Source organism: Streptomyces sp. NPDC048197 (assembly GCF_043202395.1).
Lineage (GTDB): Bacteria > Actinomycetota > Actinomycetes > Streptomycetales > Streptomycetaceae > Streptomyces > Streptomyces siderophoricus.
This window is the reverse complement of sequence record NZ_JBIDAJ010000013.1, coordinates 183867-209969: the sequence shown is the minus strand read 5'-3', so window position 1 is coordinate 209969 and position 26103 is coordinate 183867. Positions and strand designations below refer to the sequence as shown.

At 71.8% G+C, this 26103-nt stretch carries 16 protein-coding genes and 3 pseudogenes; 8 read left to right on the top strand and 11 right to left on the bottom strand.

The features are described 5' to 3' along the window. Positions 1-143: 143 nt before the first annotated feature. Both ACGF4C_RS19620 and ACGF4C_RS19615 read right to left on the bottom strand, forming a co-directional pair. The gene (locus tag ACGF4C_RS19620; RefSeq protein WP_393567750.1) at positions 144-1040 is read right to left on the bottom strand and encodes an NAD(P)-dependent oxidoreductase; all 897 of its coding nucleotides are present in this window, start codon (positions 1038-1040) and stop codon (positions 144-146) included. Between the two features lie 313 nt (positions 1041-1353). Then, positions 1354-1848, bottom strand: a complete 495-nt coding sequence (locus tag ACGF4C_RS19615) for a DUF3145 domain-containing protein (protein ID WP_030414591.1) — start codon at positions 1846-1848, stop codon at positions 1354-1356. A 323-nt stretch (positions 1849-2171) separates the two neighbouring features. On the opposite strand from ACGF4C_RS19615, the gene ACGF4C_RS19610 reads away from it, so the two are divergent. The 3 genes from ACGF4C_RS19610 (at position 2172) to ACGF4C_RS19600 (ending at position 5437) form a co-directional block, all read left to right on the top strand. After that, positions 2172-3092, top strand: coding sequence for an SGNH/GDSL hydrolase family protein (locus tag ACGF4C_RS19610; protein WP_393567748.1), 921 nt, complete (start codon positions 2172-2174; stop codon positions 3090-3092). A 350-nt stretch (positions 3093-3442) separates the two neighbouring features. Then, positions 3443-4504, top strand: coding sequence for an aldose epimerase family protein (locus ACGF4C_RS19605; RefSeq protein WP_393567746.1), 1062 nt, complete (start codon positions 3443-3445; stop codon positions 4502-4504). A gap of 234 nt (positions 4505-4738) precedes the next feature. Next, a complete protein-coding gene (locus tag ACGF4C_RS19600; RefSeq protein ID WP_351529361.1) occupies positions 4739-5437 on the top strand; it encodes a DUF4097 family beta strand repeat-containing protein in 699 nt (232 codons plus the stop codon). Positions 5438-5942: 505 nt separating this feature from the next. Here the strand turns inward: ACGF4C_RS19600 and ACGF4C_RS19595 are convergent. Continuing rightward, the gene (locus ACGF4C_RS19595; protein ID WP_393567769.1) at positions 5943-8915 is read right to left on the bottom strand and encodes a beta-glucosidase; all 2973 of its coding nucleotides are present in this window, start codon (positions 8913-8915) and stop codon (positions 5943-5945) included. Between the two features lie 631 nt (positions 8916-9546). Here ACGF4C_RS19595 and ACGF4C_RS19590 point away from each other — a divergent pair. From ACGF4C_RS19590 to ACGF4C_RS19580, 3 genes and pseudogenes are all read left to right on the top strand, one after another. Beyond that, positions 9547-10161 (top strand): annotated as a pseudogene (locus tag ACGF4C_RS19590) (TetR/AcrR family transcriptional regulator); the annotation flags it as partial. A 609-nt stretch (positions 10162-10770) separates the two neighbouring features. Then, a complete protein-coding gene (locus tag ACGF4C_RS19585; protein WP_393567745.1) occupies positions 10771-11997 on the top strand; it encodes a pyroglutamyl peptidase in 1227 nt (408 codons plus the stop codon). A 131-nt stretch (positions 11998-12128) separates the two neighbouring features. Beyond that, positions 12129-13550 carry a nitrilase-related carbon-nitrogen hydrolase gene (locus ACGF4C_RS19580; RefSeq protein ID WP_393567743.1) on the top strand — a complete coding sequence of 474 codons (1422 nt, stop codon included), beginning with the start codon at positions 12129-12131 and terminating at the stop codon, positions 13548-13550. A 269-nt stretch (positions 13551-13819) separates the two neighbouring features. On the opposite strand, the gene ACGF4C_RS19575 is transcribed toward ACGF4C_RS19580, so the two are convergent. The 7 genes and pseudogenes from ACGF4C_RS19575 to ACGF4C_RS19545 all read right to left on the bottom strand — a co-directional run bounded on the left by ACGF4C_RS19575 (position 13820) and on the right by ACGF4C_RS19545 (position 23184). Next, complete coding sequence (locus ACGF4C_RS19575; RefSeq protein ID WP_393567742.1) at positions 13820-14758, bottom strand: ribokinase; 939 nt, start codon at positions 14756-14758, stop codon at positions 13820-13822. A 442-nt stretch (positions 14759-15200) separates the two neighbouring features. Next, positions 15201-16103, bottom strand: a complete 903-nt coding sequence (locus ACGF4C_RS19570) for a D-ribose ABC transporter substrate-binding protein (protein WP_393567767.1) — start codon at positions 16101-16103, stop codon at positions 15201-15203. 327 nt (positions 16104-16430) lie between these two features. Beyond that, positions 16431-17515, bottom strand: a pseudogene (locus ACGF4C_RS19565) (ABC transporter permease); the annotation flags it as partial. A 495-nt stretch (positions 17516-18010) separates the two neighbouring features. Next, positions 18011-19673 (bottom strand): annotated as a pseudogene (locus ACGF4C_RS19560) (sugar ABC transporter ATP-binding protein); the annotation flags it as partial. 538 nt (positions 19674-20211) lie between these two features. Continuing rightward, on the bottom strand, positions 20212-21213 hold the full coding sequence (locus ACGF4C_RS19555) for a LacI family DNA-binding transcriptional regulator (protein WP_393567740.1): 1002 nt from the start codon (positions 21211-21213) through the stop codon (positions 20212-20214). Positions 21214-21603: 390 nt separating this feature from the next. Next, positions 21604-22032, bottom strand: a complete 429-nt coding sequence (locus ACGF4C_RS19550; RefSeq protein WP_393567739.1) for an organic hydroperoxide resistance protein — start codon at positions 22030-22032, stop codon at positions 21604-21606. Positions 22033-22161: 129 nt separating this feature from the next. After that, complete coding sequence (locus ACGF4C_RS19545; RefSeq protein ID WP_393567737.1) at positions 22162-23184, bottom strand: NADP-dependent oxidoreductase; 1023 nt, start codon at positions 23182-23184, stop codon at positions 22162-22164. An 87-nt stretch (positions 23185-23271) separates the two neighbouring features. On the opposite strand from ACGF4C_RS19545, the gene ACGF4C_RS19540 reads away from it, so the two are divergent. Both ACGF4C_RS19540 and ACGF4C_RS19535 read left to right on the top strand, forming a co-directional pair. Beyond that, positions 23272-23703 (top strand): MarR family winged helix-turn-helix transcriptional regulator, encoded by a 432-nt coding sequence (locus tag ACGF4C_RS19540; protein ID WP_030416253.1) that lies wholly within the window; start codon positions 23272-23274, stop codon positions 23701-23703. A 127-nt stretch (positions 23704-23830) separates the two neighbouring features. Beyond that, a complete protein-coding gene (locus tag ACGF4C_RS19535) occupies positions 23831-24454 on the top strand; it encodes a disulfide bond formation protein DsbA (RefSeq protein WP_201808085.1) in 624 nt (207 codons plus the stop codon). Here ACGF4C_RS19535 and ACGF4C_RS19530 read toward each other — a convergent pair. After that, entirely contained in the window at positions 24447-26045 is a 1599-nt protein-coding gene (locus ACGF4C_RS19530) for an MFS transporter (protein ID WP_393567736.1), read from the bottom strand. The two genes, ACGF4C_RS19535 and ACGF4C_RS19530, sit on opposite strands and share 8 nt — an antisense overlap. Positions 26046-26103 lie beyond the last annotated feature (58 nt).

The window sequence follows — 26103 nt, the reverse complement described above, 5'->3', positions numbered from 1 at the left end:
CGGACGCCCTCCCCAGACACAACGTCGGCCTTCACGACCACAACCAGGTCGTGAAGGCCGACGTCACGCTCGGGCCCGAATTAACCAACAGCGTCGGTGACGTTCGCCGGGCGGGCCCCTCCGCCTTTCCCGGTCCGGTGCCCTCAGTCGTCGAAGCTGGCGAAGTACGCCGCCGCGCCGTCCTCGTCGCCGTGCCCCTGCGCCTCGGCCCGGCGGAAGCGCTCGGCGGCCGCCTCGGCCAGATCCACCCGTACGCCGGCCCGGTGGGCGGCCTCGGTGATCAGGCGGGTGTCCTTGCGGCCGGCGGAGACGGTGAAGCTCGCGGGGTACTCACCGGAGAGGATCAGGTCGGACTTCATCCGCAGATACGGCACGTCCAGCGCCCCGCCGGCGACCGCCGCGAGCACCTCGCGCGGGTCCACGCCGAGCCCCTTGGCCAGCGCCATGGTCTCCCCCGTGCCGTTGATGAGGGTCATCACCCAGCTGTTGACGACCAGTTTGAGCCGGCTGGCGGCCCCGCTCGCACCGTCCTCGCCCACCCACTGGGTGCGGCTGCCGACGATCCCGAAGACCCGCTCGGCGCGCTCCCGCACGTCCGGTGAACCGGCCGCCAGAATCGTCAACTCCCCCTTCTCCGCAGGCGCCTTGGTGCCCAATACGGGGGCGTCGACGAACCGCAGTCCATGGTCGTCGGCGAGACGGGCGAGCGGGTCGAGCGCCTCGTCGCCCACGGTGCTCATCTGGAGCCAGAGGGCGCCGGCGGGCAGCGCCGGGGCGGCCTGCCGCACCGCGTCCAGGACGGCGTCCCCGTCGAGCAGCATGGTGAGCACCACATCGGCGCCGCCCACCGCCTCCGCGGGCGTGTCGGCGATCCGCACCCCGTCGGCCGCCAGCGGCTCGGCCCTGGCCCGGGTACGGTTCCATGCCCGGACGTCCAGCCCGGCCCAAACGAGGTTGCGGGCCATCGCCGTCCCCATGATTCCGGTGCCCAGGACGGCTACTGACAGGGTGTCGGGTTCGGGAGAGTTGTTGTCGGCCATGAGGGCACGCTAAGTCTTCGAGCACACTCCAGGGCAACCGGGGTCGGTGTGTCGTCGCCCTTCGGGCACCTCGGCGGGGGCGCCGGACGCCCTGGTGGCGGCAACACCCTGGTGCAGGCAACCCCCTGTTGGAGGCAACGCCCTGGTGCAGGCACCGCCCTATTGGAGGCAGCGCACGGGCGCCTCATTCCCCCTATGGCGTGGTGAAGCCGGCGCACCGGCGCCTCACGCCTCATAGGACCTGATGCAGGCAGCGCACGGCGCCTCACGCCTCATACGACCTGGTGGAGCCAGCGCACGGGCGCCTCACGCCTCATACGACTTGGTGGAGCCAGCGCACTGGGGCGCCCTCACCCGCGTACCGGAAGGGCTCCAGTTCGTCGTCCCAGGGTTTGCCGAGGAGCTTGGCGACCTCGGCGGCCAGCTCGGTCTCGCCGCGCGCGGAGCGGGCGACGGCGGCGCGCAGCCGGTCCTCGGGGATCAGGATGTCGCCGTGGATGCCCGTGACGGCGTGGAAGATGCCCAGGTCGGGGGTGGAGCTGTAGCGCTCGCCCTCAGCGGTGGCGCAGGGTTCCGCGGTCACCTCGAAGCGCAGCAGGTGCCAGCCGCGCAGCGCGGAGGCGAGCTTGGAGGCCGTACCGGCCTCGCCCTGCCAGGAGAATTCGGCTCTCCACGTGCCCGGCGACGCCGGCTGCCGGATCCAGTCGAGGTTGACGCGCACTCCGAGGACGCCCGCCACGGCCCATTCGACGTGCGGGCACAGCGCGCGCGGAGCGGAGTGGACGTACAGAACTCCACGTGTCGTCACCGGGACCTCCAGTGCGGTTCGAGGTTCGCCTTCCCCAGCGGCCTCGTGCCCGTTCCGGTTGCGGCCGGGACAGTTGCCATTCTGCCCCAGTGATCACTTCGGCACCAGCATGCGAGGTGACCTACAGTAAACACCATTAGGCGGAATTTGCCGCAAAAGGGACAGGAAATGACGTGATGTAATTTGTCTGTGCCGACCGCACGTGCCACTTTGGGTCACCGCCCGGCAGGCACGGGGCAAAGCTACCGCGCGGTGCCGGACGAGGGGGTGACGTACCGTCGGTACCCGAAGAGATATCACTCGCACGCCGGAGGGGACAGGGGATGACCCAGATCGATCGGCCCTTTCGCCTCCGTCGCCACGGTCGTCGCGCACGCCGGACACGTTCCGTCACCGCCGTCTCCGCAGTCTCCACCCTGCTGCTCGCCCTCGCTTCCTGTAGTGCCGGCGACAGCGCACGTCCCCACTCCAGCCCGTCGGCCGGACGGCAGGCGAAACAGGCGCCCGCCTGGCGCACCCACCCCGGCTCGATCGCGGCGCTCGGCGACTCGATCACCGTCGGCTTCAACGCCTGCACCATCCTTTCCGAATGCCCCGCGGTCTCCTGGTCCACCGGCACCGACCCCAAGGTCGACAGCCTCGCCAGACGCCTGGTGAAACGTCCCGCCACCCACAGCTGGAACTTCGCCCGGGCGGGTGCCCTGATGAACGACCTGCCCGGCCAGGTAGCCGCCGCGGCCCTACGGAAGCCCGAACTGGTCACCGTCCTGATCGGCGCCAACGACGCCTGCCGCCCCAACGTCGGGGCGATGACCCCCACCGCCTCCTTCCGCGCCGATTTCACGCGCTCCCTGAAGGCGCTGCGGCGCTCGCTGCCGCACACACAGGTCTATGTTGCGTCGGTGCCCGACCTGTTGCGGCTGTGGTCCGAGGGACGCAAGAACCCGCTCGGCAAGGAAGTCTGGAAGCTCGGCATCTGCGGATCGATGCTGCGGGACCCGGACGACCTGACCAAGCCGGCCCAGGACCGGCGGGAGAAGGTGCGCGAGCGGGTCATGGCCTACAACTCGGCGCTGGCCGAGGTCTGCGGCAAGGACCCGCTGTGCCGCTTCGACCCCGCGGTCTTCGACTACCGCTTCACCGGGCGCCAGTTGAGCACCTGGGACTGGTTCCACCCGGGCGCCGGCGGCCAGAAGGAACTGGCGGAGCTGGCGTTCCGGACGATCACGCGCAGGCAGGGGTAGCGGGGGCTGGTCAGCGCGTTGGTTGGTCCAGCGGGTTGGTCGAGTGGGTTGGTCCAGCGGTCGATCCAGTGTGTCCGTCCGGCGGGTCCGTCTGGCGGACCCGTGCCTTTGGCGGGTGGAGGTCGGCGTGTTGGGCTGCGGAGTTCGGCGTGTTGGGCGGCCTGTGGGCGGCACTGAGCCGGCGCTGTGTGGGGCGGGGCGGACAGCGCGCGGACGGTGTGCGGCGTGAGCAGCGCGGGGGCGGATGGCCTGCGGGGCGGTGTGCGGCGTGGGCAACGTGTGTCCCGTAGGGCGCGCGGCAGTCGCCTCCCACCAGGCATCGGCTCCCGACCAGGCATAGGCTCATGCCCATGAAGACGCAGGTCAGCAGGGAACCCTTCGGCATGCTGGACGACGGAACCGGCGTCGACCGCTGGACCCTGGAGGCGGGCACCGGACCGGACGCACTACGGGTGCGGGTCCTGACGTACGGCGGCATCGTCCAGACCGTCGAGGCCCCCGACCGGGAAGGCAGGTCCGCCCAGTTGGCGCTCGGCTTCCGCGACCTGGCCTCGTACGTGGCCCACGGCGGCTCCCACTTCGGCGCGCTGGTCGGCCGCTACGCCAACAGGATCGCCGGGGCTGCCTTCCCCCTCGATGGCAGGACGTACCCACTGACGGCGAACGACGGGCGCAACAGCTTGCACGGCGGGCCGCGCAACTTCTCCCGAGTGGTGTGGGACGCCCGGCAGATCGAGGACGGAGTGGAGCTCCACCGGGTCAGCCCCGACGGCGAGGAGGGCTTCCCCGGCAACTTGGACGTGCGGGTGTCCTACACCCTCTCCCCCGGCCCGCACGGCAGCGCCCTGCACCTCTCCTATGACGCGCACACCGACGCCCCCACCGTCGTGAACCTCACCAACCACACCTATCTCCACTTGGGCGGTGACGGCAGCGGCAGCGCCACCGGGCACGAGCTGCGGCTCGCCGCGAGCCGCTACACCCCCGTCGACGACACCGGCATTCCGCTGCCCGGCGCGCCGGCCGAGGTCGCCGGCACCCGCTTCGACTTCCGGACCGCACGTGCGGTGGGCGGCCCGTACGACCACAACTTCGTGCTGGACGGCGGCGTGAGCACCACCCCGCGTCCGGTCGCGGAGCTGTACGACCCGGCCTCCGGCCGCGCCCTGGAGCTGGCCACGACGCAACCCGGTCTGCAGCTCTACACCGCCGACCACCTCGACGGCTCCCTGACCGGCTTCTCCGGCCTGCCCTACGGCCCGGCGGCCGGCCTCGCCCTAGAGACCCAACACTTCCCGGACTCTCCCCACCGCCCCGACTACCCCAGCACCGTCCTGCGCCCCGGCGAGGTCTACCACTCGGAGACCGTCTACCGCTTCTCGGTACGCCCAGGGGAGGCGGGCGCTGCGTGAGCCGGGGCCGGGGGCCAGGGCCGTTGCGTGACTCCCCAGGGGGCAGCCCTTAGGGGTCCTGGGGCGTCGCAGGGGTGGATCCCCTAGGGGCTTCTCATACCGTGCGGTGATGCCAAAGGTCATACCCTGCGGTGACGATTCCCGATTCGCGATACCCGAAGATGATCAGTGTCCGGCCCACCCGGTCCGGAACCGCTTCGGTCCCCTTCCCTTCGTCTCGGGAGACGTATCACCATGGCCCGCCTCCGCGCTCCTCATCTCGTCCTGTCCTGTGCGGCATTGACCGCGCTGGTGGCCGGCTGCTCGCTCTCCGATTTCGGCCCGACCAAGGAGGCGAAGCGCACGTACACCGTGGACGGAAAGATCACCGCTCTCTCGGCGACGACCCATGGCGGGGACATCGAGGTGGTCCCGGTCGCGGCCGGCGGCTCGGTGAAGGTCACGGAGAAGTACCGCTACAACGACCACAAGCCGACCCCGGCACACAGCGTCAAGGACGGCCGGCTGACCCTGAAGGCCGAGGACTGCGGCATGGGCCGCAAGTGCGAGGTGGACTTCCGGGTGCTGCTGCCGCGCGATGCCTCCGTCAGTCTGCACACCAGCGGCGGGGACGTCACCGTCCGCGGCACCTCGGGCGCCATCGACGCGGAGACCAGCGGCGGTGACGTCACCATCGCGGACTCCACGGCCCGCAGAGCCCAGGCCAGAACCAGCGGCGGAGACGTCGACCTGACGCTGACCACCATGCCCGACGACATCTCGGCCCGCACCAGCGGAGGCAACGTCACCGTCCGCCTCCCGAAGGGAAGCTACGCGGTCAAGGCCACAACCTCCGGCGGCACCAGCAAGGTCTCCGTACCGACGGACCCGCACTCCCCGCACAAGGTGACGGCCCACACGAGCGGAGGCGATGTGTCGGTGCAGAACTCTTAAGGACCGGTTGTGGCCGCGGTGCCGGTTCGGTTCGGGCTACTGCGGGTCGCTGGCAGGGAGGCGTCTCGAACTGGGCGTGGGCGGTGCTGCATCGGCAGGGCGGGTGGGTGCTGCGCGCCGGGTGCCGCGTTGTGGACGTGCTGTAGCCACGGCACCGCGATATGGCTCCGCTGTAGCCGGGGTGCCGCGATGTCGCTCCGCTGTGTCCGAGCTGCCGCGATGTGACTCCGCTGTATCCGGGGGCTGCCTTGTGGATGCGCTGTAGCTGGGGTGCCGCGATAAGGACGTGCTGTATCCCGGGGTCGCGACGCGGATGCGCTGTACGTCGTGTGGAGGGGGAGGTGGGGGCGGGGGGGAGGGCCGGGGGCCCAGGCAGGCGGGCCCAGGCACGGGGACTTGAGGCACGCGGCAGTGACCGGCTCTGGTCGGCAGGTCGCGGCGACCTGGGTTGTCAGGCGGCGATGACTGGCCCTGGCTATCAGACGGCGATGACTGGCCCTGGCTGTCAAGCGGCGGTGACCTCGGCTGTGAGGCGGCGGTCGGTGAGGCTGTGGGCCGCCTCGACGGTGTAGACGCCCTTGATTCGGCGCCAGCCGCCTGCCTCCTCGTCCCAGATCTCGAAGGCACGGTCCGGGAGCGGGATTTCGGCCTCGGTGCTCTCGCCCGGACCAGCCTCGACGACGGCGAAGCCGACCAGCCAGCGGGCCGGTCGTTCGGGTTCCTCGCGGGTGGCGTCGACGGTCGAGGTCGGGGCAGGGCCGGTGCCGGAGGTGGCGGTGTACGGGGCGGGCTCGGTGCCGTTCGGGGTGGGTGGGGTGGCGTTGGCGGGCGCCGGCGGGGTGGGCGTAGGCCCGTTCGGGGTCGTGGGCGTGGGGGTGGGGGCCAGGTAGATCTGGACGATTTCGCGGCCGGGGCGGGGGCCTGTGTTGCGGAGGCGTACGCGTACCGAGTCGGGGGTGGTGTCCAGGGACTCGTACTCCCAGTCGGTGTAGCCGAGGCCGTGGCCGAAGGGGTAGGCGGGGGCGGGGAGGGATTCGGACCGCTGCCAGGCGCGGTAGCCGATGAATGGGCCTTCGGAGTAGGCGAGTTGTCCGTTGGTGGGGGTGACCGTGGTGACCGGGGCATCGTCGAGGCGAGCCGGCCAGGTGGTGGGGAGCCGGCCGCCGGGCTCGTGGGTCCCGAGCAGGACGTCGGCGAGGGCGGCGCCTGCCTCCTGTCCCGGGAACCAGCTCAGTAGGACAGCGGCTACCTGCTCGCGCCAGGGAAGTTCCACCGGGGAGCCGGAGTTGACCACGACGACGGTGCGCGGGTTGACCGCGGCAACGCGGGTGACCAGCTCGTCCTGGCGGCCGGGAAGCCGTAGGTCACGTCGGTCGAAGCCCTCCGACTCGACCTCTTCGGTCGTGGCGACGACCACGACCGCGACATCGGCGGCGGCCGCGACGCGGACCGCTTCCTCGATCTCGGCGTCCGCGTCGAGCTGCGGCGCGTTGTGGCCGAGGGTGAAGTTCAGCGCGTCCAGCCCCTCTCCCAGCCCGAGGCTGCGCGGTACGAACCGCAGCGTGACGTCGACCCGCTCCCCCGCTGCCAGATCCGCCGTCACCTGCTGCTCGACGGGTTTCATGAATGCCTCGAAGGGGTCGCTGCCCTCGGGTGCGCTGGTGCCGTCGAAGAGGACCGTGCCGCCCACGGTCAGCCGGAGGGCGCCGGTGCCCGCTACGGCGAAGGTGTGGGTGCCGCCGAGGTGCGGGGTGTAGCTGCCGGTCAGTTCGACGGCGCTGAGGTTGTGCCGGGTGACGCCGGCCGGGAAGCGGCCCATCACCTGCACCTTGCCGTCGAACTGCGGAGTTTCGGCCAGGAGGTTGCCGTTCGCGTCGAGGTAGCGGGCATGCAGGGTGAACCCGGCACGGGCGTGCGGGATCCGGGTGCGCGGGTCGGCACCGACGGCGAAGGTGACCTCGACGTCGTCGGGCAGGGCCGCGCGTAGTCCGTCCAGCGGGGCGATGATCCGGTCGGGGAAGACGGTCGCGGATCCGCCGCCGAGGACGCGGGCGTCGCGCGCGGTGGCTCCGATGACGGCGAGGGAGCGGATCGCCGTTGCGTCGAGGGGTAGTACCCGGCGGGCGGCACCCACTGGTTTGGCGGTCAACGCCTCACCCACCATCGCTGCCTCGCCGATCACCGCTTTGTGGGCTGCCGGTTCGAGCCCTTCCGATTCGTGGGTCGGCGTTTCGTGGCCTTCCGATTCGTGGGTTGGGGTTTCGTGGCCTTCCGATTCGTGGGTCGGCGTTTCGTGGCCTTCCGATTCGTGGGTCGGCGTTTCGTGGCCTTCCGATTCGTGGGTTGGTGGTTCATGACCGTCTGATGCGTGGGCTCTCGGTTTCTCGGCTACCGGCGCATGGGCCGTCGACGCCTGGGTTGCTGGTTTGTCCGCTACCGGCGCGTCGGCCAGCGGTTGACCGCCGACCGGCTCGTTGCGGAGGAGGACGAACGCGCGTCGGGCGATTTCGCGGGCCATGGCGGGGCCGTCGACGTACTGGGGAACGTCGGCCGGGGCGACGGCGGCTGGTACGCCCGCGAGGCATCCCGTACGGGCAGCGAGCAGGAGTACGCGGCGGACCGCGTCGTCCACCTCGTTTTCGGCCACCTCGCCGGCCCGGACGGCTTCGGCGAGCGGTGCGCCGTAAACGGTGCGCGGGCCGGGCATCGCCACGTCCAGGCCACCGCGCAGCGCCCGGACGGTGTCACGGGCGGCCGTCCAGTCGGAGACGTTGCAGCCGTCGAAGCCCCATTCGCCGCGCAGGACGTCCTGGACGAGGTAGCGGTGTTCGGTCATCGTCGAGCCGTTGACCTGGTTGTAGGCGGTCATGATGCCCCAGGGGCGGGCGTGGGTGACGATGTGCTCGAACGGCGCGAGGTACAGCTCGCGGAGCGGTCGGGGAGCGATGCGGTTGTCGACGGTGAGCCGGTCGGTTTCGGCGTCGTTGCCCACGAAGTGCTTCACCGTGGTGGCGACGCCGCCTTCCTGCACCCCCCGTACGTATCCGGCGCCGATCGCGCCGGTGAGAAGCGGGTCTTCCGAGTAGCACTCGAAGTGGCGGCCGCCCAACGGGGAGCGGTGCAGATTGACGGTAGGCGCCAGGAGGACGTCTACGCCCTTGCGACGGGCCTCCTGGGCGAGCAGGTGCCCGGCGCGGCGGGCGAGTTCTGGGTCCCAGGTCGCGGCCAGGGCGGTGGGACTGGGCAGGGCGACCGAGGGGTCTTCGGCGCTCCACTGCTGGCCGCGGACGCCGACGGGGCCGTCCGACATCACCAGCGAACGCAGGCCGATCTCGGGGACGGCCGGCAGGGTCCACATGTCCTGGCCGGACAGCAGCCGCACCTTGGTGTCGAGGTCGAGGGCGGTGAGCGCCCGTTCGACGGCCGCGGCGTGTTCGCCTGCGAGTGCATCCTCGTGTTGGTCGGGGTCGGGGTGCATCTCGCCGTACGAGTTCGTGGGTTCGGCGTCGTGCGTCTCGCCGTATGCCTTCGTGTCGTCGCAGGCGTGCATCCCGCCGGATGCCTCGGTGAGGGCGTCGGCGTGCATATCGGGGTGTGCGTCCGCACGAGTGGAGGCTTGAGCGGGGGCGGTGTCGCGGGACGGGCGGTCTGACTGGGCGTCGGTCATACAGCTCTCCGGTCTCGCTGTTGGTCCTGTTGGGCCTGTGGGGGGCTGGGGGGCTGTTGTGCTTGTTGGGCCTGTGGGGGGGGCTGGGGGGCTGTTGTGCTTGTTGGGCCTGTGGGGGGGCTGGGGGGCTGTTGTGCTTGTTGGGCCTGTGGGGGCTGGAGGGGCTGCTGTGCCTGTTGGAGCCTGCAGGGCTGTTGGGCTGTTGGTCCGTTGGGCTGTTGGTCCGTTGGGCTGCTGGGCTGCTGGGCCGTTGGGCTGTTGGTCCGTTGGGCTGCTGGTCCGTTGGGCTGTGGGACCTGTCGGATCTATGGGACCTACTGACCCCGGACGTCATGTGTCCCCTGGCCGGATTCTGATCGCCCAACCTTCCGAACGGTAGGCATTGTGACCTGTCCGTTACCTTGCCCGTACGAGTTCTCCACTCCGGGGTTACGCTCGGCCGGTGACAGCACGAGATCGGGGCGCCCCCCGCGACGGTCGGACGGGACCGCGGCGGGGCGGCGGACGGGAGGCCCAGCGCGCGGAGCGGCGCGAGGCCATCCTGGAGGCCGCCGTGGAACTCATCGCCGAGCGGGGCTACCGCCGCACCTCGCTGGCCGCCGTTGCCGAGCGTGCCGGGCTGACCCAGCAGGGGCTTTTGCACCACTTCCCCACCAAGGAGCTGCTGCTGGTCGGTGTATTGGAGGCGCGCGACCGTTGGGATCTGACCTCGTCCGCCGCCGCGTCCGGTACCTGGCGCACCGACACGCTCGCCCAGCTCGTCGACTACAACGCCACCCGCCCCGGCATCGTCCAGACCTACACCGTCCTGTCCGCCGACAGTGTCACCGAGGACCACCCGGCCCGCGCCTTCTTCGAGTCCCGTTTCCGGACCGTACGCGCGGCGATGGCGGCCGCACTGCGGGCCGAGTTCGGGGACCGGCTGCCCGGCGGCCTGACGCCGGAGCGCGCGGCTCCGCTGCTGGTCGCGGTGATGGACGGGCTCCAACTGCAGTGGCTGCTGGACCCGGAGAACGTCGATATGCCCGCGGCGTTCCGGGACTTTGTGGCGTTGCTCCGGGGCGGGGAGGGCGAGGGGACGGGTGATGGGACGGGCGCCAGCGCGAGCGACGGCACGGGCGACGGGACGGGCGCCAGCGCGAGCGCCAGCACGGGCGACGGGACGGGCGCCAGCGCGGCCGGCGGGACGGGCGCCAGCGCGAGCGCCAGCGCGGCCGGCGGGACGGGCGCCAGCGCGAGCGCCAGCACGGCCGGCGGGACGGGCGCCAGCGCGAGCGACGGCACGGCCGGCGGGACGGGCGCCAGCGCGAGCGACGGCACGGCCGGCGGGACGGGTGACGGAGAAGGCACCCGCCGGAGGACGTGACGGGCCGGACGGGCCGTGCAGGACCGCGCACCTGCCCTCTACCACCGCGTCCCGCGCCCCCGCTTTACTCACCCCATGAGATCGCTCTTCAACCCCTCACGCATGGCGTGCGCCGGGCGCTCAACTGCTCGGCTGGGCACGCTCGGTGTCGCACTGTTGGCCACCGTTCCGCTGTCCCTTCCCACCCCATCGGCCGCAGCGACCCCGACAACCACGGCATCCACAACGACCGCCACCGCCACCACTGCCACTGCCACTGCGCCCCCACCCTCCATAACCTCTACAGCCCCCATAGCCCCCGTGGCCTCCGCGGGACCCACAACCGCCGCCGGTACGCCTACGACGACGGACCTCACCGTGGAGGAGGGCCGACTGACGGAGGCCGCCCCTCAGGAGCTCCTGCGGCGCAGTGGGTTTGCCGTATGGCAGCGGGAGTTCGCGCGTGGGCTGGCGCGGATGAGTACGTACCCGCAGGCCAGGCGGTATGTGGAGACGGAAGGGCGGGCGTTGTGGCGGCGTGCCGTGGACCGGGCGCAGGGGCGCGGGCCCGCGGGGGGTGATCTCAGCCGGGACGACGACCGCCCGCTGTATTGGGCGCGGTTGGGGATGTCGAAGGAGCTGCGACAGTGGCGGCCGGGGTTTGGCCTGTCGGCCGCCCAACGGGAGGCGCTGCTCGGTTCGTTGGAGCGTGGATCGCGGGGCCAGGACTCGATCGAGCTGCCTGCGGCGCTTCCTGCGGGCAAACGCCTGTTGCGGATCGTGGTGACCGGGTTCGACCCGTTCCAGCTGGATGCCGATCCGCGGCGGAGCAATCCGTCGGGAGCGGCGGCGCTCGCGCTGGACGGGACGACGATACGGACCGCGTCGGGTGAACCGGCGCGGATCGAGGCCGCGGTCTTCCCCGTACGGTGGGCCGATTTCGCGCGGGGGACGGTGGAACACACCCTGGCACCGTATTTCCGGCGCGGGTCGCGGCAGGTGGACCTGTTCACGACGATCAGCCAGGGGCGGCCGGGGCGGTTCGACGTGGAGCGGACCAACGGGGCCTGGCGGGGCGGCTATCCGGACAATGTGCGGGAGTCGCGTACGGAGACCGTGCCGATTCCGACCGGTGTCCCGACCGTTACGCCGCAGCCGCAGTGGACGACCACAAGCCTGCCGTACGCGCGGATCGTGGCGGCCGGTACCGGGCCGTACCCGGTGGTCGATCACACCGCCGTGACGGAGATCCCGGCGGGCGGCACGGCGCCGGTCGAGCGGCCGGACGGGCCGACTCCCGGGTCGACCGCCCGGGCCGGGGGCGGTGGGGACTATCTGTCCAATGAGATCGCTTATCGGGCGACGCTGCTGCGGGATGCGGTCGGGCGTCCGACGCTACCGGGCGGGCATCTGCACACCCCCGTCCTGGAGTTCGGGCCCGACAACACGGATCCGGCGAACGGGCAGGTCACCGACCCGGTCCTGGTGCAGAACCGGATGGCGATCACCCGGCAGGTACGGGAGATCGTGACGGTGGCGGCCGAATAAAAGGACTCGTAGCGAAAGGGCCCGTAGCGAAAGGAGGGGGCGCGCGGGTGCGGACAGCCGGCGCGACCGGGCCTGCGAAGAGTTATCCACAGGCCCGCACGCGTCGGGGCCGCGGCGGGCATCATGGGGGAATGATCATCGCAGCCGCACAGTTCGCCCCCGTGCCAGGGGATATCGAGGCCAACGCCGCGCGGATGGCCGCGCTCATCGGCGAGGCCGCCAGCCGTGGCGCCGGCCTGGTGGTCTTTTCCGAACTCGCCCTGACGCACTACGACTTGCGGCTCATAGCGGCTGATCCGGACCGGCTGACGGTTGCTCCCGACGATGCCCGACTGACGCCGGTCCGGGACGCCTGCCGGGCGAGCGGGGTGGCGGCGGTGGTGAACGCTGCGGGCCGGGCCGTGGAGCCCGGTGGCCGGCCGACGATCTCCTCGTTCGTCTACGGACCGGACGGCGCCCTGCTGACCCGCTACGACAAGATCCATGTGTCCGATGACGAGAGCGAGGTCTTCGCGCCGGGTAGCAATGAGGGGCGCTTCTTCCTGGGCGGAATCCGGTTCGCGCTGGCGACGTGCTTCGACAACAGCTTCCCCGAGGTGCCGGCGCGGGCCGCGGCGGAAGGATGCCGGGTGTATCTCTCCAGCGCCTTCCATGATTCGGCGGAGCGCTTGGCGCGGTACGGCGAGATGGCGCGCGAGCACGGGCTCCTCGTCGTGCTCGCCAACGGGATGGAGGTCGGCAGCCCCGGGCCGGCCTGCGGACTGAGCGGGGTCTGGCTGCCGTCGGGTGAGCGGGTGGCGGTGGCCGCCGAGTGGACCGCGCCGGTGCCGGGCGACGGTGCGGAGCTGGTGGTGAGCGACGTCCGTGACCGGATCACGCTGATGTCGGACCCCGCGGTGGCGGCGATACCGGTCGAGGAGTGCGGTGAGCCGCTGGTGGATGTGCGGTCCGCGGCGCCCGGTCTGCTGGTGGCCACGGACCGGCGCGACGAGCAGGGGGCGTTCGCGCACCTGCGGGAGGGGGTGCTGCGGCGGCTGCTGGAAGCGCAGCGGGCACTGCCGGACGGGCTGCGGCTGCAGTTCGTCGAGGGGTACCGCCCGCCAGGCCTCCAGCGACGCTATTTCGAGGAGTACGCAGACGAACTGCGCGCCGCACACCCGGACTGGGACGGGGCACGGGTCCATGAGGCCGCCAGCCGGTATGTGTCCCCGCCGGAGATAGCGCCGCACAGCGCGGGTGGTGCGGTGGACCTCACGCTTGTCACCACCGACGGCGAAGAGGTCGACATGGGGACGCCGATCAACGCCTCCCCCGAGGAGAGCGACAGCGCCTGCTACACGGGCGCGCCGGACCTGTCCCCCGCGGCGCGCGAACACCGTCGCATAGTGAGCGCCGCGCTCACCGGCGCCGGACTGGTCAACTATCCGACGGAGTGGTGGCACTGGTCCTACGGCGACCGCTACTGGGCACTGGCGACGGGCGCGGACCGTGCGCTGTACGGACCGAAGGAGCTGGGGGAGGAAGGGGCGAAAGGGGTGGTGTCAAAGGGGTGATGTCAAAGGATTGGGAGCAAAGGAGAGGACAGGCGTCAGTCGGTCACCCGGGCATGCTGCCCCGGGAGGGGGCCGGGGCGTCCCCGGCAAGGCCGGGGACGGTGGACGCACGCCGACAACACCGGGGACGGTGACCTCAGGCCGGCACGGCCAGGGACGGTGGCGGCACACCGACAAGGCCGGCACCGTGGCCTCCGGCCGGCAAGACCGGAGGCGGTGACCTCAGGCCGGCAAGGCCCCGGGACGGTGGCCGCACGCCGGCGCGTGCCTTAGTTGCCGTCACCCGTGTCCTGGGCGGTTTCCGGGACCATGGCTTCCAGTTCGGCGCGGGTGGGGTAGGACGGCTGGGCGCCCGGCTTGGTGACTGCTGCGGCTCCGACCCGTACCGCGAAGCGGGCGGCTTCGGGGAGGCTGTCGCCGCGGGCCAGGCGGGTGGCCAGGGCACCGGTGAAGGCGTCGCCGGCGCCGGTGGTGTCCACGGCCTTGACGCGTACGCCGGGTACCTCGGTGGCTCCGGAGGCGTCCAGGACCAGCGCGCCGTCGCCGCCGAGGGTGACGACGACGGAGCGGGCGCCCTGGTCGCGCAGTGCCCCAGCCCACTCGGCGGGGGTGCCGTCGGCGCGGCCGGAGAGCTGGCGAGCCTCGTGCTCGTTGACCACCAACGGGTCGGCCACCGCGAGGAGTTCGGGGGCCAGGGCCGCCTCGGGTGCCGGGGAGGGGTTGAGGACGACGCGGCTTCCGGCCTGTTCGGCGGTGGCTGCGGCAGCCCGTACGGACTCCATGGGGATCTCCAGCTGGAGGGAGACCACCGCGGAGGCGGCGATGGTCTGCTTCGCCGCGGCCACGTCCTGCGGGGTGAGGGCGGCGTTGGCACCCGGGGAGACGACGATGCTGTTGTCGCCGTCCGGATCGACGATGATCATCGCGGTGCCGGTGCGGGCCGTCTCGTCCACGATGACCGGTGTGACGTCGGTGCCCGCCTCGCGCTGGGCGTGCAGCAGCAGTTCACCGTAGGCATCGCCGCCGACCCGGGCCAGCAGGGCGGTGCGCCCGCCGATCCGGGCCGCGGCGGCCGCCTGGTTGGCGCCCTTGCCACCGGCCGATTCGACCAGGTCCGTGCCGAGCACGGTCTCCCCCGCGCCGGGCCGTCGCTCTACCCGTACCGTCAGATCCGCGTTGGCCGAGCCGACCACCAGGACGTCATACATGCGCCGTTCTCCCGTTTCCGAGCGTCGCCCGGTGCTGCCGATGGCTGTCCATGCGCCGCTCTCCTTCTGATCTCGTGTGTGTGGTGCGTTGTTCGTGTGGTGCGTCGGTTGTGTGGTGCGTTGGTTGTGTTGTTGCAGTCGAGGTGTTGCTGTCGAGGTGATGTGTCTGGGCGTTGCAGTCAGGGTGTTGCAGTCGACGTTGTTGCTGTCGAGGTCGTTGCTGAGACGCGTGGGGTTGTGGCGAGTGGTTGGGGCGTGTGGCGTTCCCCGTGTGTTGCTGTCACCTGGCTGTTGTCGCTGTCGTGTGCGGTGTTGCTGTTGTGGCTGTCGCGTGTGGTGTTGCTGTAGTGCCTGCCGTTGCTGCCTGTCGTTGCTGTCGGGTGTGTTGAGTGGGGTCGGCCCCCGGTGTTGGGGCTGTGTCGGGACTGTGGGCGGGGTGGCCTCATCCGCCGTCGAACGTGGCCGCATTCTTGCGGGTCACCAGTACCACCGGGACCTTGACCGACTGCGGCAGCTTCTCACCGTGGGCGGCCTTCAGGGCCCAGTCCACGGCCTGTTTGCCGAGGAGTTCCGGCTGCTGGGCGATGGTGGCGGTCAGGGTGCCGTTGCGGACGGCCGTGATGCCGTCGGGCGTGCCGTCGAACGCCACCACCTTGACGTCCTTGCCCGACCGGCCGCCCAGCGCCTTGGCGGCGCCGAGCGCCATCTCGTCGTTGGCGGCGAAGACGCCGGCGATATCGCGGTGGGCCTGGAGCATGTTGGTCATCACGTCCATGCCCTTGGTGCGGTCGAAGTCGGCGGGCTGGCGGGCGACGACCTGGATGCCGGGGTACTTCCTCATGCCCTCCTCGAAGCCCCGGCCGCGTTCGCGGGCGGCGGAGGTGCCGGGCTGTCCTTCGAGGAAGGCCACCTTGCCCTTGCCGCCGAGCGATTCGGCCAGCGTCTTCGCGGCGAGCCGGCCGCCGGCGACGTTGTCGGAGGCGATGGTCGAGCCGACCGCGCCGCCGTTGACTCCGCGGTCGAGTGAGATGACCGGCACCTTCGCGCGGTTGGCGACGCCGACGGCCGGGACGGCGGCGTCCGAGTCGACCGGATTGATGATGGCGGCCTTGACGTTCTGGCTGGTGAACGTCTCCATCTGGTTGATCTGCTGGGTGGGGTCGTTCTGGGCGTCGGTGATGTTGATGTGCAGCCCGCGGGCGTCGGCCTCGGCCTGTGCGCCCTTCTTGATGCCGACGAAGAACGGGTTGTTCATCGTGGACAGCGCGAGGCCCAGGTCGGTGTTGCCGCCGCGGTCACAGCCGGTGAGCGCGAGGGCGGCCGTGAGGGGCGCGGCCACCGCCATCGCCCTCGCCGCCGCGGGCGTTCTCCCACTACGGGCACGCCCATGAGTGTCCCTACGAGCATCCCTTCGGGCGCCCCGGCGGGCCTCCGCGCGCGCATCCCTCCGGGCGTCCCGGCGGACCTCCCCACGAGGGTCCCCGCCACTACCCTTTCGGGCATTCCCACGGGCGTCCCTGCGAGCGTCCCTCTGGGCATCCCAACGGACGTCCCCGCGCGCATCCCTCCAGGCGTCCGGCCGGACCTCCCCACGAGCATCCCCGCGAGCACGCTTTCGGGCGTCCCCACGGGCATCCTCATAGGCATCCCCACGAGTACCACCCCGGGCATCCCCACCGGCACCCTTTCCGACTGCCCGCGCCCACGGCCGCGCCCACGTCCACGCCCCCGCCCTCATCGGGTGCTCCGGCGGCGCAGCGTGTCCAGGAGGACTGCGAGGGCGATGACCAGGCCGGTGGCCACCTGCTGCCAGAAGGCCGAAACGCTCAGCAGGTTGAGGCCGTTGCGCAGCACGGCCAGGATCAGCGCGCCGATGAGGGTGCCGGACGCCTTGCCGGAGCCGCCGGAGAGACTGGCCCCGCCGATCACCACGGCCGCAATCGCGTCCAGTTCGTAGCCGGTGGCCGCCTGGGGCTGGGCGGAGGTGAGGCGGGCCGCGAGCACGATGCCGGCGACCGCCGCGAACAACCCGGACAGCGCGTAGATCACGAGCTTGCGGCGCTTGACGTGGATGCCGGAGAGACGGGCCGCCTCCTCGTTGCCGCCGATCGCGAACATCGCGCGTCCGGCGTACGTACGGGCCAGGATCAGTGCGGCGACCAACCCCGTACCGATCATGACGAGCACCGGTACGGGCAGCCAGCCGCCGAGGGTGTCACCGAGCCTGCTGACCGAGGCGGGGAAGGGTATCGGCGAGCCGCCGGAGATGACCAGGGCCAGACCGCGGCCCACGGACAGCATCGCCAACGTCGCGATGAAGGCGGGCAGTTTGCCGTAGGCAACCAGTGCGCCGGAGAGCAGTCCGGATCCCGCGCCGACCGCGAGGCCGAGCAGTACGGCGATCCAGACGGGCAGGCCCTGGCCGGTGGCGGCCCAGGCGACGACGGTGGCGGCGAGCGCGGCGACCGATCCGACGGACAGGTCGATGCCGGCCGAGACGATCACGAAGGTGACGCCGAAGGCGAGGATCGCGGTGACCGATGCCTGGACACCGACGTTGAGGAGGTTCTGGCCGTTGAGGAAGTCCTTGGAGAGCGCGGCCATGACCACGACCAGGGCGGCCAGGCCACCGAGCGGGCCGTTTTTGAGGACCGCCCGGGAGAACCACTCCGCGGGCCGGCGGCCGCCTGGCCTCCGGTCGGGTGCCTGTCCCGCCGCCTCGGCGGCGGCTCCTGTCTTCAGCTCAGCGGACATCAGCTCAGCGGACATCGGAGCCCTCCATCGCGCTCGTGTCGGGGTGGTTGCGGTGGTCGGTATCGGGGGACCTGCGTCGGTCGGTGCCGTGGGTCGTGTGGTGGCCGGTGTCATGGGCCCCGACGCGGTCGGTGTCGTGGGCCGTGCCGGGGTCGGTGCCGGAAGGCGTACCAGGGTCGGTGTCGGGGGTCGTGCGATGATCGGTGCCGGGATCGGTGTCATGGGCCGTGCCGGGATCGGTGCCGTGGACCCCACCGCGGTCGGTGCCGTGGGCCGTGCGGTGGTCAGAGTCGTCGGCCGTACCGCAGCCGGTGCCGGGGGCCGTACCGCGGCCGGTGCTGGGGGGCCTAACGCGGCCGGTGCCGTGGGCCCTGCCCCGGTCCGTCTCGTGAGCCTTGCCTCGGCCGGGGCCGTGGGCCCGCCCGCCGTCCGTGCCGTGGGTACTACCGCCGTCCGTGCCGTGGGCACTGCCGTCGTCCGTCTCGTGGGTCGTGCGGAGGGCCAGCTCCATCACGGTGTCCTGGGTGGCTTCTTCGGCGGTGAGTTCACCGGCCAGCCGGCCCTGGGACATCACCAGCACCCGGTCGCTCATGCCGAGCACCTCCGGCAGGTCGCTGGAGATCATCAGGACCGCCCGGCCGGACGCGGTCAGCTCGTTGATGAGCCGGTAGATCTCGACCTTGGCGCCGACGTCGATACCCCGTGTGGGCTCGTCGAGGATCAGCAGCCGGGTGTCCGCGAGCAGCCATTTGCCGATGACGATCTTCTGCTGGTTGCCGCCGGAGAGCGTCCGGGCGGGCTGCGCCAGGCCGCTCATCCGGACCTTCAACTGCTCGGCCACGGTGGCCGCTCGGCGTCGCTGGGCGCCGCGGTCCACCAGCCCGCCGCGGGTGTCGCGGGTGAGCCGGGCCAGGGTGAGGTTGTCCTGCAGGGACGCGTCCAGGACCAGGCCCTGGCCCTTGCGGTCCTCCGGTACGAGGCCGAGCCCGGCGCGCATCGCGGCACGCACGTCGCCACGGGCCAGCCGCTCGCCGTCGATCTCGATCGTGCCGGCGTCGTACGGGTCCACCCCGAAGACGGCCCGGGCCACCTCGGTGCGGCCCGCGCCGACCAGGCCGGCCAGGCCCACGACCTCACCGGCCCGCACCTCGAAGTCGACGTCCTGGAACACCGGTCCGGTGCCACGGCCGTGGCGGGTGAGGCCGCGGACCCGCAGCAGCGGCGGGCCGGGCCGGTCGGGGCGCTGCCGCGGGTACTGCTCGGCGATGTCCCGGCCCACCATGAGGCGGATCAGCTCGTCCTCGCCGGTCGAGGCCGGCACCTGGGCGACCGAGCGGCCGTCGCGCAGCACGGTGACGCGGTCGCCGAGCGCGCCGATCTCCTCCAGGTGGTGGGTGATGAAGAGGATCCCGACGCCGGCGTCGCGCAGTTCGCGGACGATCCCGAAGAGGGTCTCGACCTCTTCGGAGGTGAGCACCGCGGTCGGCTCGTCCATGATCAGCAACCGGGCGTCGAGGCTGAGCGCCTTGGCGATCTCGACCATCTGGAGGCGGGCGATGCCGAGTTCGGCGACCGGGGTGTCCGGGGAGACGTCCAGGCGTACGCGCCGCAGCAGTTCGGTGGCGCGGGCCCGCATCGCCTTCTTGTCGATGAGGCCGAGGCGGGTGCGCGGCTGGCGGCCGAGGAAGAGGTTCTCGGCGACGGTCAGGCCGGGGACGAGGGTGTACTCCTGGTGGATGGTGGCGATGCCGAGCCGCTCGGCGTCCTGGGCGGAGCGGATGTGCACCTCGCGCAGGCCGCCGCCGGGCGGGGCGTCGGGCCTGGTGGTGGGCCGGGTGCCGGGCCTGGTGGTGGCCTTGGTGCCCGGCCTGGTGCCGGGTCTGCGGGGCCTGGTGGGCCCGGGGGTGCGTCCGGCGTCGGGCCCTTCCGGCCCGGGGGCGGCGAGGATGCGGCCCTGGTCGGGGCGGTGGGCGCCGGAGAGCATCTTGATGAGCGTGCTCTTGCCCGCGCCGTTCTCACCGAGGAGTACGTGCACCTCGCCTCCGCGCAGACTCAGGTCCACGCCGTCCAGCGCACGCACTCCCGGGAAGGACTTGGTCACCCCCTCCACGCGCAACAGTTCGCGGCCGTCCGGAACGTCGGCCGGTACGCCGCCCGGCAGGCCGGCTGCCACACTGCCCGGCACGTCGGCCCGTACGCCCCCCGGAACTTCGGCTGGTATGCCGCCCGGTGCGCCGTCCCGCACATCGGCCGGTATGCCGTCCGGCACGTCGTCGTTGACGCCGGTCATGCGCTGCCCCTCTCGTCCTCGTGCGACTGCTCGTTGCCGGTTGCTCGTTGCCGGTTGCTCGCTGCTGACTGCTGGCGCTGGCTGTTCACTGGTCTGGCTGCTGCTGGCTCGACGGCTGTGGTGCTGCCCGCCGATCTGGCTGGTGTGGCTGCTCGGGTGGTCCTCGGGTGCTCCTCGGAAACGGTCGACTGGGCGGAGTGCCACAGGTCGGAGGCGTACGTAACGGTCGGGGCCGGGGCCCCCGGAGATCGGAGACGGCCGGGCGGGCGGGGTGCGACAGGTCGGAGGCGGGACGCCGGAGCTCGGAGACGGTCGGGGCGGGATGCCGGAGGCACGGAGATCGGAGACGGTCAGGTGGGCTGGGTGCCGCAGTCGGAGGCGTAGGTACTGCCCGGGCACCGCCCGTGGGTCAGGCGGCCGTTGGTTCGCCGCAGGAGCGGCGGGGCACGAGACGGGCCGGGAGCAGTACCGATTCGGCGGGCCGGCCCTCGATGCGGGCCAGCAGGGTGCGGACGGCGGCCCGGCCCAGTTCGCGGGTGGGCTGGGCGATGGCGGTCAGCGGTGGATCGGTGTGGGCGAACCAGGGCACGTCGTCGTAGACCACCAGCGCCATGTCGTCGGGGACCCGCAGTCCGCGGCCGCGGAGTTCGTCCAGCGCGCCGAGCGCCATCAGGTTGTCGGTGGCCAGGACCGCGTCCGGTGGCTCGGGGAGGTCGAGGAAGTCGCGCATCATCCGGCGGCCGCCGGTGGGCTGGAGGTCGGGGGTGGCGCCGACCCGTTCGTCGGGCAGCGGGATGCCGTGGTCGGCCAGCGCCGTACGGAAGAGGGCGAGGCGCTCGTCGCCGGTGGGGGTGCCGGCCGGGGCGACGATGATCGCGGGGCGGCGGCGGCCGAGCGCGGCGAGATGGCCGGCGAGTTCGGTGAGCGCGGCGCGGCCGTCGGCGCGTACGCAGGGGGCGTCGATGCCGGGGACGCTGCGGTCCAGCAGGACCAGCGGGGTGCCGGAGGCGACGACTTCGCGGAGCATCGCCGAACCGGTACCGGCCGAGCTGACCAGCAGCCCGTCGATCCGGCGGTCGAGCAGGGTGCGGATGTAGTCGTCCTGCTGCTCGGGGCGTTCGCCGGCGTTGCCGATGACCAGGCTGTAGCCGAGGCTGCGGGCCGCGTCCTCGACGGCGTCGGCCAGCTCGGTGAAGAACGGGTTGGTCAGATCGCTGATGATCAGGCCGAGCGCGCCGGTCCGGGCGGTGCGCAGGGCGCGGGCGACGTTGTTGGGGCGGTAGCCCAGTTCGCGTACGGCGGCGAGCACCCGGTCGCGGGTCTCGGCGACCGGGCTGTGCCCGTTGAGGACCCGGGAGACCGTGGCCACGGAGACCCCTGCCCGCTCTGCCACGTCCTTGATGTTCGCCATGGCGCCGTTGCCGTTCCGCTCGGGGGTGTAATCGGGTGCGTAGCCCTCACGGCATCCCGCGGAATCGTTCGTGTAAACGTTTTCACGGGATGCCGTGGGGCTACGAAATCGATTACATGGCGGGTGCGTCAAGGTGCGGTGCGCGTGGTCTGCGTCACACGGGGGCTGCAGTACGGCGGGCCGGGCCCATGAGGTCGTACGAGGGCGTCGCGGAGCGGGGTGATGTGAGGGCCTCCGGCTCCGTGTGCGGCAGGGGCCGCACCCCGGGTCGGTCCGGGATGCGGCCCCTGGTACGTGCGCGGAGACGCCGTTACGGGAGTCGCCGTCGCGGAAGACGCCTCTGCCGGAGACGCCACCGCGGCGATTGGTCAGACGACGGCCAGACGACGATCAGGCGACGGTCAGCTTGACGTCGATGTTGCCGCGGGTGGCGTGGGAGTACGGGCACACCTGGTGCGCCTTCTCCACGAGGTCCCTGGCGGTGGCGGCGTCGACCGTGGGGATGGCGGCGACGATCTCGACCGTGAGGCCGAAGGCGCCCTCCGGGGTCTTGCCGATGCCGACCTTGGCGGTCACCCGGGAGCCGGAGACATCGGCGTTCTCCCGGCGGGCGACGACGCTGAGCGCGCCCTGGAAGCAGGCGCTGTAACCGGCCGCGAACAGCTGCTCCGGGTTGGTGCCGGCGCCGCTGCCGCCCTGCTCCTTGGGCGGGTTGACGACCACGTCGAGCTTGCCGTCGTCGCTGGCGACGCGGCCGTCACGGCCGTTCTCAGCGGTGGCGACGGCGGTGTAGACGACGTCGACGGTAGGGATGGACATACGAAATCCTCCTGTGGTTCGCCGCGACTCGCGCCCACGGATCGCGACGGCTTGCCGCCGAGCCTAACGGGCCCGCGCAAGGGCACGGCGGGGAGGGCTCGCCGGCCGGCGGCCGCCGCCGGTGATCGCTCAGGCCTCCGTCAGGCTCACGATCATCTTGCCGGTGTTCTCACCGCGGAGCAGGCCCAGGAAGGCGTCCACGCCGCGCTCGATGCCGGCGACCTTGGTCTCGCTGTACTTCAGCTCGCCGGAGCGGATCCAGGCGGAGACCTCCTCGACGAACTGCGGCTGCAGCGCGGAGTGGTCGCTGACCAGCAGGCCCTGGAGGCGCAGCCGCTTGCCGATGACCATGGCGAGGTTGCGCGGCGCGGGGCTCGGCTCGGTGGCGTTGTACATCGAGATCATGCCGCAGATGGCCGCTCGGCCGTGGACGTTGAGGGCGCTGATGGCGGCTTCGAGGTGGTCGCCGCCGACGTTGTCGAAGTAGACGTCGATACCCTCGGGCGCGGCCTCCTTCAGCTGCTGGGTGACGTTGCCGTTCTTGTAGTTGAAGGCGGCGTCGAAGCCGTACTCCTCGACCAGGAGCTTGACCTTCTCGTCGGAGCCGGCCGAGCCGATGACCCGGGAGGCGCCCTTGAGCTTGGCGATCTGGCCGACCTCGCTGCCCACCGCACCGGCCGCGCCGGACACGAAGACGGCGTCGCCCTCCTTGAAGGACGCGACCTCCAGCAGGCCCGCGTAGGCGGTCAGGCCGGGCATGCCGAGGACGCCGAGGTAGGCGGTGAGCGGGGCCAGCGACGGGTCCACCTTGGCGGTCCGCTTGGCGTCCACGACGGCGTACTCGCGCCAGCCGAGGCCGTGCAGGACGTGGTCGCCGACGGCGAGGGAGTCGTCGCGGGAGGCGATGACCTCACCGACCGCGCCGCCGTCCATCGGCTCGTCGAGCTGGAAGGGCGGGACGTAGGACTTCACGTCGTTCATCCGGCCGCGCATGTACGGGTCGACGGAGAAGTGCTGGTTGCGGACGAGGACCTGACCCTCGGCGAGCTCGGGCACCGCGGCCTCGCGCAGCGCGAAGTCCTCCGGGGTGGGCCAGCCGTGCGGGCGGGCGACGAGGTGCCATTCGCGGCTGGTCGTGGGCAGTGCGGACATGAGAGCCATCCTCCTAATGCTTCAGGTACTGAAACAACCATGGACTCGATATTTCATGATGTCAAGTAATCGGCTATCCTGGTCCGCATGACACCGCGTCCAGACTCCTTGACCGTCGAGGTCGTCGATCTCATCGGCACCGTCGTCGCCCGTTACCACGAGGAGTACGAGCACGCCGCGGCCGAGCACTCCCTCACCGGCACGCAGGCCCGGGTCCTCAGCCTGCTCGCGGTCGGGCCGCAGCCCATGCGCAAGATCGCCAACTGCCTGAAGTGCGAGCCGTCGAACGTCACCGGCATCGTGGACCGCCTGGAGTCCCGCGGTCTGGTCGAGCGCCGGCCCGACCCGGACGACCGCCGCGTCAAGCTCGCCGCCGCGACGGACGAGGGCGCGCGGACCGCCGAGGCGCTGCGGACGTCGCTGCACTTCGCCCGCGAGCCGCTCGGCAAGCTCACGATCGCCGAGCGCACGCTGCTGAAGGAGCTGCTGCAGCGGATGCTGGGCGGCACCACGGAGTAGCCACGGAGGAGGGGGAGGAGATACGGAACGGACCAGGAGTGGGCGAGGAGCAGGGTCGCAAGTGGCCCACGATCGCCGCGACCAGGTGGACCGGGCGGGCGGGCCGGTGGCGGCTTAGGGTCGCGGTATGACACAGCCCAGCGCCTCCCGCCACTCCGTCGACTTCTACTTCGACCCCATCTGCCCGTTCGCCTGGATCTCCTCCCGCTGGATCCTGGAGGTCGAGCAGCACCGCGAGCTGGACCTGCGGTTCCGCGTGATGAGCCTGTCCGTGCTCAACGAGGGCCGCACGGACCTCCCCGAGAAGTACCGCGAGCTGCTGGACTCCGGGTGGGGCCCGGTGCGGGTGTGCATCGCGGCGGCCCAGGAGCACGGCGAGGGTGTGCTGCGCGACCTCTACACCGCGCTGGGCACCCGTATCCACAACAACGGCCGCGAGGACACCGCGGCCGTCATCGAGGAGGCGCTCGCCGAGGTCGGGCTGCCGGCCGGGCTGGCCCGGGCCGCCGGGAGCGACGCGTACGACGATGCGCTGCGCAAGAGCCACCACGAGGGCATGGACCCGGTCGGTGAGGACGTCGGCACGCCCACGATCCACATCGACGGGGTCGCCTTCTTCGGGCCGGTGCTGATGGCGATCCCGCGCGGCGAGGACGCGGTGCGGGTCTTCGACGGCGCCCGCCTCCTCGCCGGTTACGACAAGTTCTTCGAGCTCAAGCGGACCCGCACCGGCGAGTTCGACTTCAGCTGACCGTCCCCGAGGGGGCCGGGGCCGGCTCGCTTTCCGCCGGGGCTTCCGCGGGCGCCGGACGTACGCCCCGCAGCAGCGCCACGGACAGTACGGCGGCGCAGAGCATCACGCCCGCGGCGCTCAGCACGGCCGTCTGCAGGCCGTCGGTGAAGGCCGCGCGGGCCGCGGTCAGCACCGCCCGGCCGGCCTGCGCCGGGAGGTGTGCGGCCACCGCGGCGGCGCCGGCCAGCGTCTCGTGTGCGGCGTCGGCCGCCCCCTGGGGGAGGCCGGCCGGCAGGGTGTCGTCCATGTGGCCGCGGTAGACGGCGCTGCCGATGCTGCCCAGGATCGCCATGCCCAGCGCGCCGCCCAGTTCGGTGCCGGACTCCAGCACGGCCGAGGCGGAGCCCGCGCGCTCCGGGGGCGCCGCGCCGAGGGCCAGTTCGTTGCCGAGCGAGGCCACCATCACCAGGCCGGAGGCGTAGACGGACGAGGCGACCAGGACGTACCAGAGTGCCGAGCCCGGCTCGACCCAGGAGAGCCAGACGAAGCCGGCGGCCGCGAGGACGAAGCCGAGGGCGATGACGTGCGCCCGGTCCATCCGCTGGCCGAGCGCCGTGGCCACCGCGGCCATGCCGCCCACGGCGAGGGTCGGCAGCAGGTTCCACAGCGCGGCCTCCAGCGGGCTCATGCCCCGTACGGTCTGCAGGTACTGGGTGAAGAAGACCGCGCAGCCGACGATCGCGAACATCGCCAGCAGGTTCATCAGCACCGAGACGCTGAACCCGCGGTGCCGGAAGAGTTCGAGGTCGAGCATGGGGTGGCGGGCGGTGCGCTGGCGGTGGACGAAGCCCGCGGCGGCCAGCAGGCCGACGACCAGGGCGAGGGCGGGCAGGACGGACACGCCGTTGCGGGCCATCTCCTTGATGCCGTAGACGATCGGCAGCATGGCGAGCAGGGAGAGCAGCGAGCCGGGCAGGTCGAAGCGGCCGGTCGTCGGGTTCTTGAACTCCGGGAGCAGCAGCGGCCCGCAGACCAGCAGCAGCACCATCGCCGGGGTGTTGATCAGGAACACCGAGCCCCACCAGAAGTGCTCCAGCAGCAGTCCGCTGAGCACCGGTCCGACCGCGATCCCGCCCATGGTCGCGGCCGACCAGATGGCGATGGCCTTGCCGCGCTGCTTGGCGTCGTGGAAGAGGTTGCGGATCAGCGCCAGGGTGGACGGCATCAGGGTCGCGCCGCCGACGCCGAGCAACGCCCGGGCGGCGATGAGCATTTCGGCGCTGCGGGCGTAGGCGGCGACCCCGGAGGCGAGGGCGAAGAGCAGGGCGCCGAACAGCAGCAGCCGGCGGCGCCCGATGCGGTCGCCCAGCGCGCCCATGGTGATGAGCAGGCCGGCCAGGACGAATCCGTAGACGTCCAGGATCCACAGCTGCTGGATGCTGCTCGGTTCGAGCTGCGCGGTCAGGAACGGCACCGCGAAGTAGAGCACCGAGACGTCCATGGAGACCAGGAGGCAGGGCAGCAGGAGGACGGCGAGGGCGATCCACTCCCGGCGGCCGGCTCGCGGCTCGGGGGCGGGAGCGGGGGATGTGTACGAGGTAAACGTCATGGGTGACACGGTAAGCACGAGCAGCTTACGGTGCAAACATCAGGGACAACAAGGGAGT

What these genes read in the sequence shown, in the direction of transcription:
- ACGF4C_RS19620 (WP_393567750.1), bottom strand. Translation starts at nt 1,040, where the DNA reads ATGGCCGACAACAACTCTCCCGAACCCGACACCCTGTCAGTAGCCGTC.
- ACGF4C_RS19610 (WP_393567748.1), top strand. Translation starts at nt 2,172, where the DNA reads ATGACCCAGATCGATCGGCCCTTTCGCCTCCGTCGCCACGGTCGTCGC.
- ACGF4C_RS19605 (WP_393567746.1), top strand. Translation starts at nt 3,443, where the DNA reads ATGAAGACGCAGGTCAGCAGGGAACCCTTCGGCATGCTGGACGACGGA.
- ACGF4C_RS19600 (WP_351529361.1), top strand. Translation starts at nt 4,739, where the DNA reads ATGGCCCGCCTCCGCGCTCCTCATCTCGTCCTGTCCTGTGCGGCATTG.
- ACGF4C_RS19595 (WP_393567769.1), bottom strand. Translation starts at nt 8,915, where the DNA reads ATGCACCCCGACCCCGACCAACACGAGGATGCACTCGCAGGCGAACAC.
- ACGF4C_RS19580 (WP_393567743.1), top strand. Translation starts at nt 12,129, where the DNA reads ATGATCATCGCAGCCGCACAGTTCGCCCCCGTGCCAGGGGATATCGAG.
- ACGF4C_RS19575 (WP_393567742.1), bottom strand. Translation starts at nt 14,758, where the DNA reads ATGTATGACGTCCTGGTGGTCGGCTCGGCCAACGCGGATCTGACGGTA.
- ACGF4C_RS19570 (WP_393567767.1), bottom strand. Translation starts at nt 16,103, where the DNA reads ATGGCGGTGGCCGCGCCCCTCACGGCCGCCCTCGCGCTCACCGGCTGT.
- ACGF4C_RS19555 (WP_393567740.1), bottom strand. Translation starts at nt 21,213, where the DNA reads ATGGCGAACATCAAGGACGTGGCAGAGCGGGCAGGGGTCTCCGTGGCC.
- ACGF4C_RS19550 (WP_393567739.1), bottom strand. Translation starts at nt 22,032, where the DNA reads ATGTCCATCCCTACCGTCGACGTCGTCTACACCGCCGTCGCCACCGCT.
- ACGF4C_RS19545 (WP_393567737.1), bottom strand. Translation starts at nt 23,184, where the DNA reads ATGTCCGCACTGCCCACGACCAGCCGCGAATGGCACCTCGTCGCCCGC.
- ACGF4C_RS19540 (WP_030416253.1), top strand. Translation starts at nt 23,272, where the DNA reads ATGACACCGCGTCCAGACTCCTTGACCGTCGAGGTCGTCGATCTCATC.
- ACGF4C_RS19535 (WP_201808085.1), top strand. Translation starts at nt 23,831, where the DNA reads ATGACACAGCCCAGCGCCTCCCGCCACTCCGTCGACTTCTACTTCGAC.
- ACGF4C_RS19530 (WP_393567736.1), bottom strand. Translation starts at nt 26,045, where the DNA reads ATGACGTTTACCTCGTACACATCCCCCGCTCCCGCCCCCGAGCCGCGA.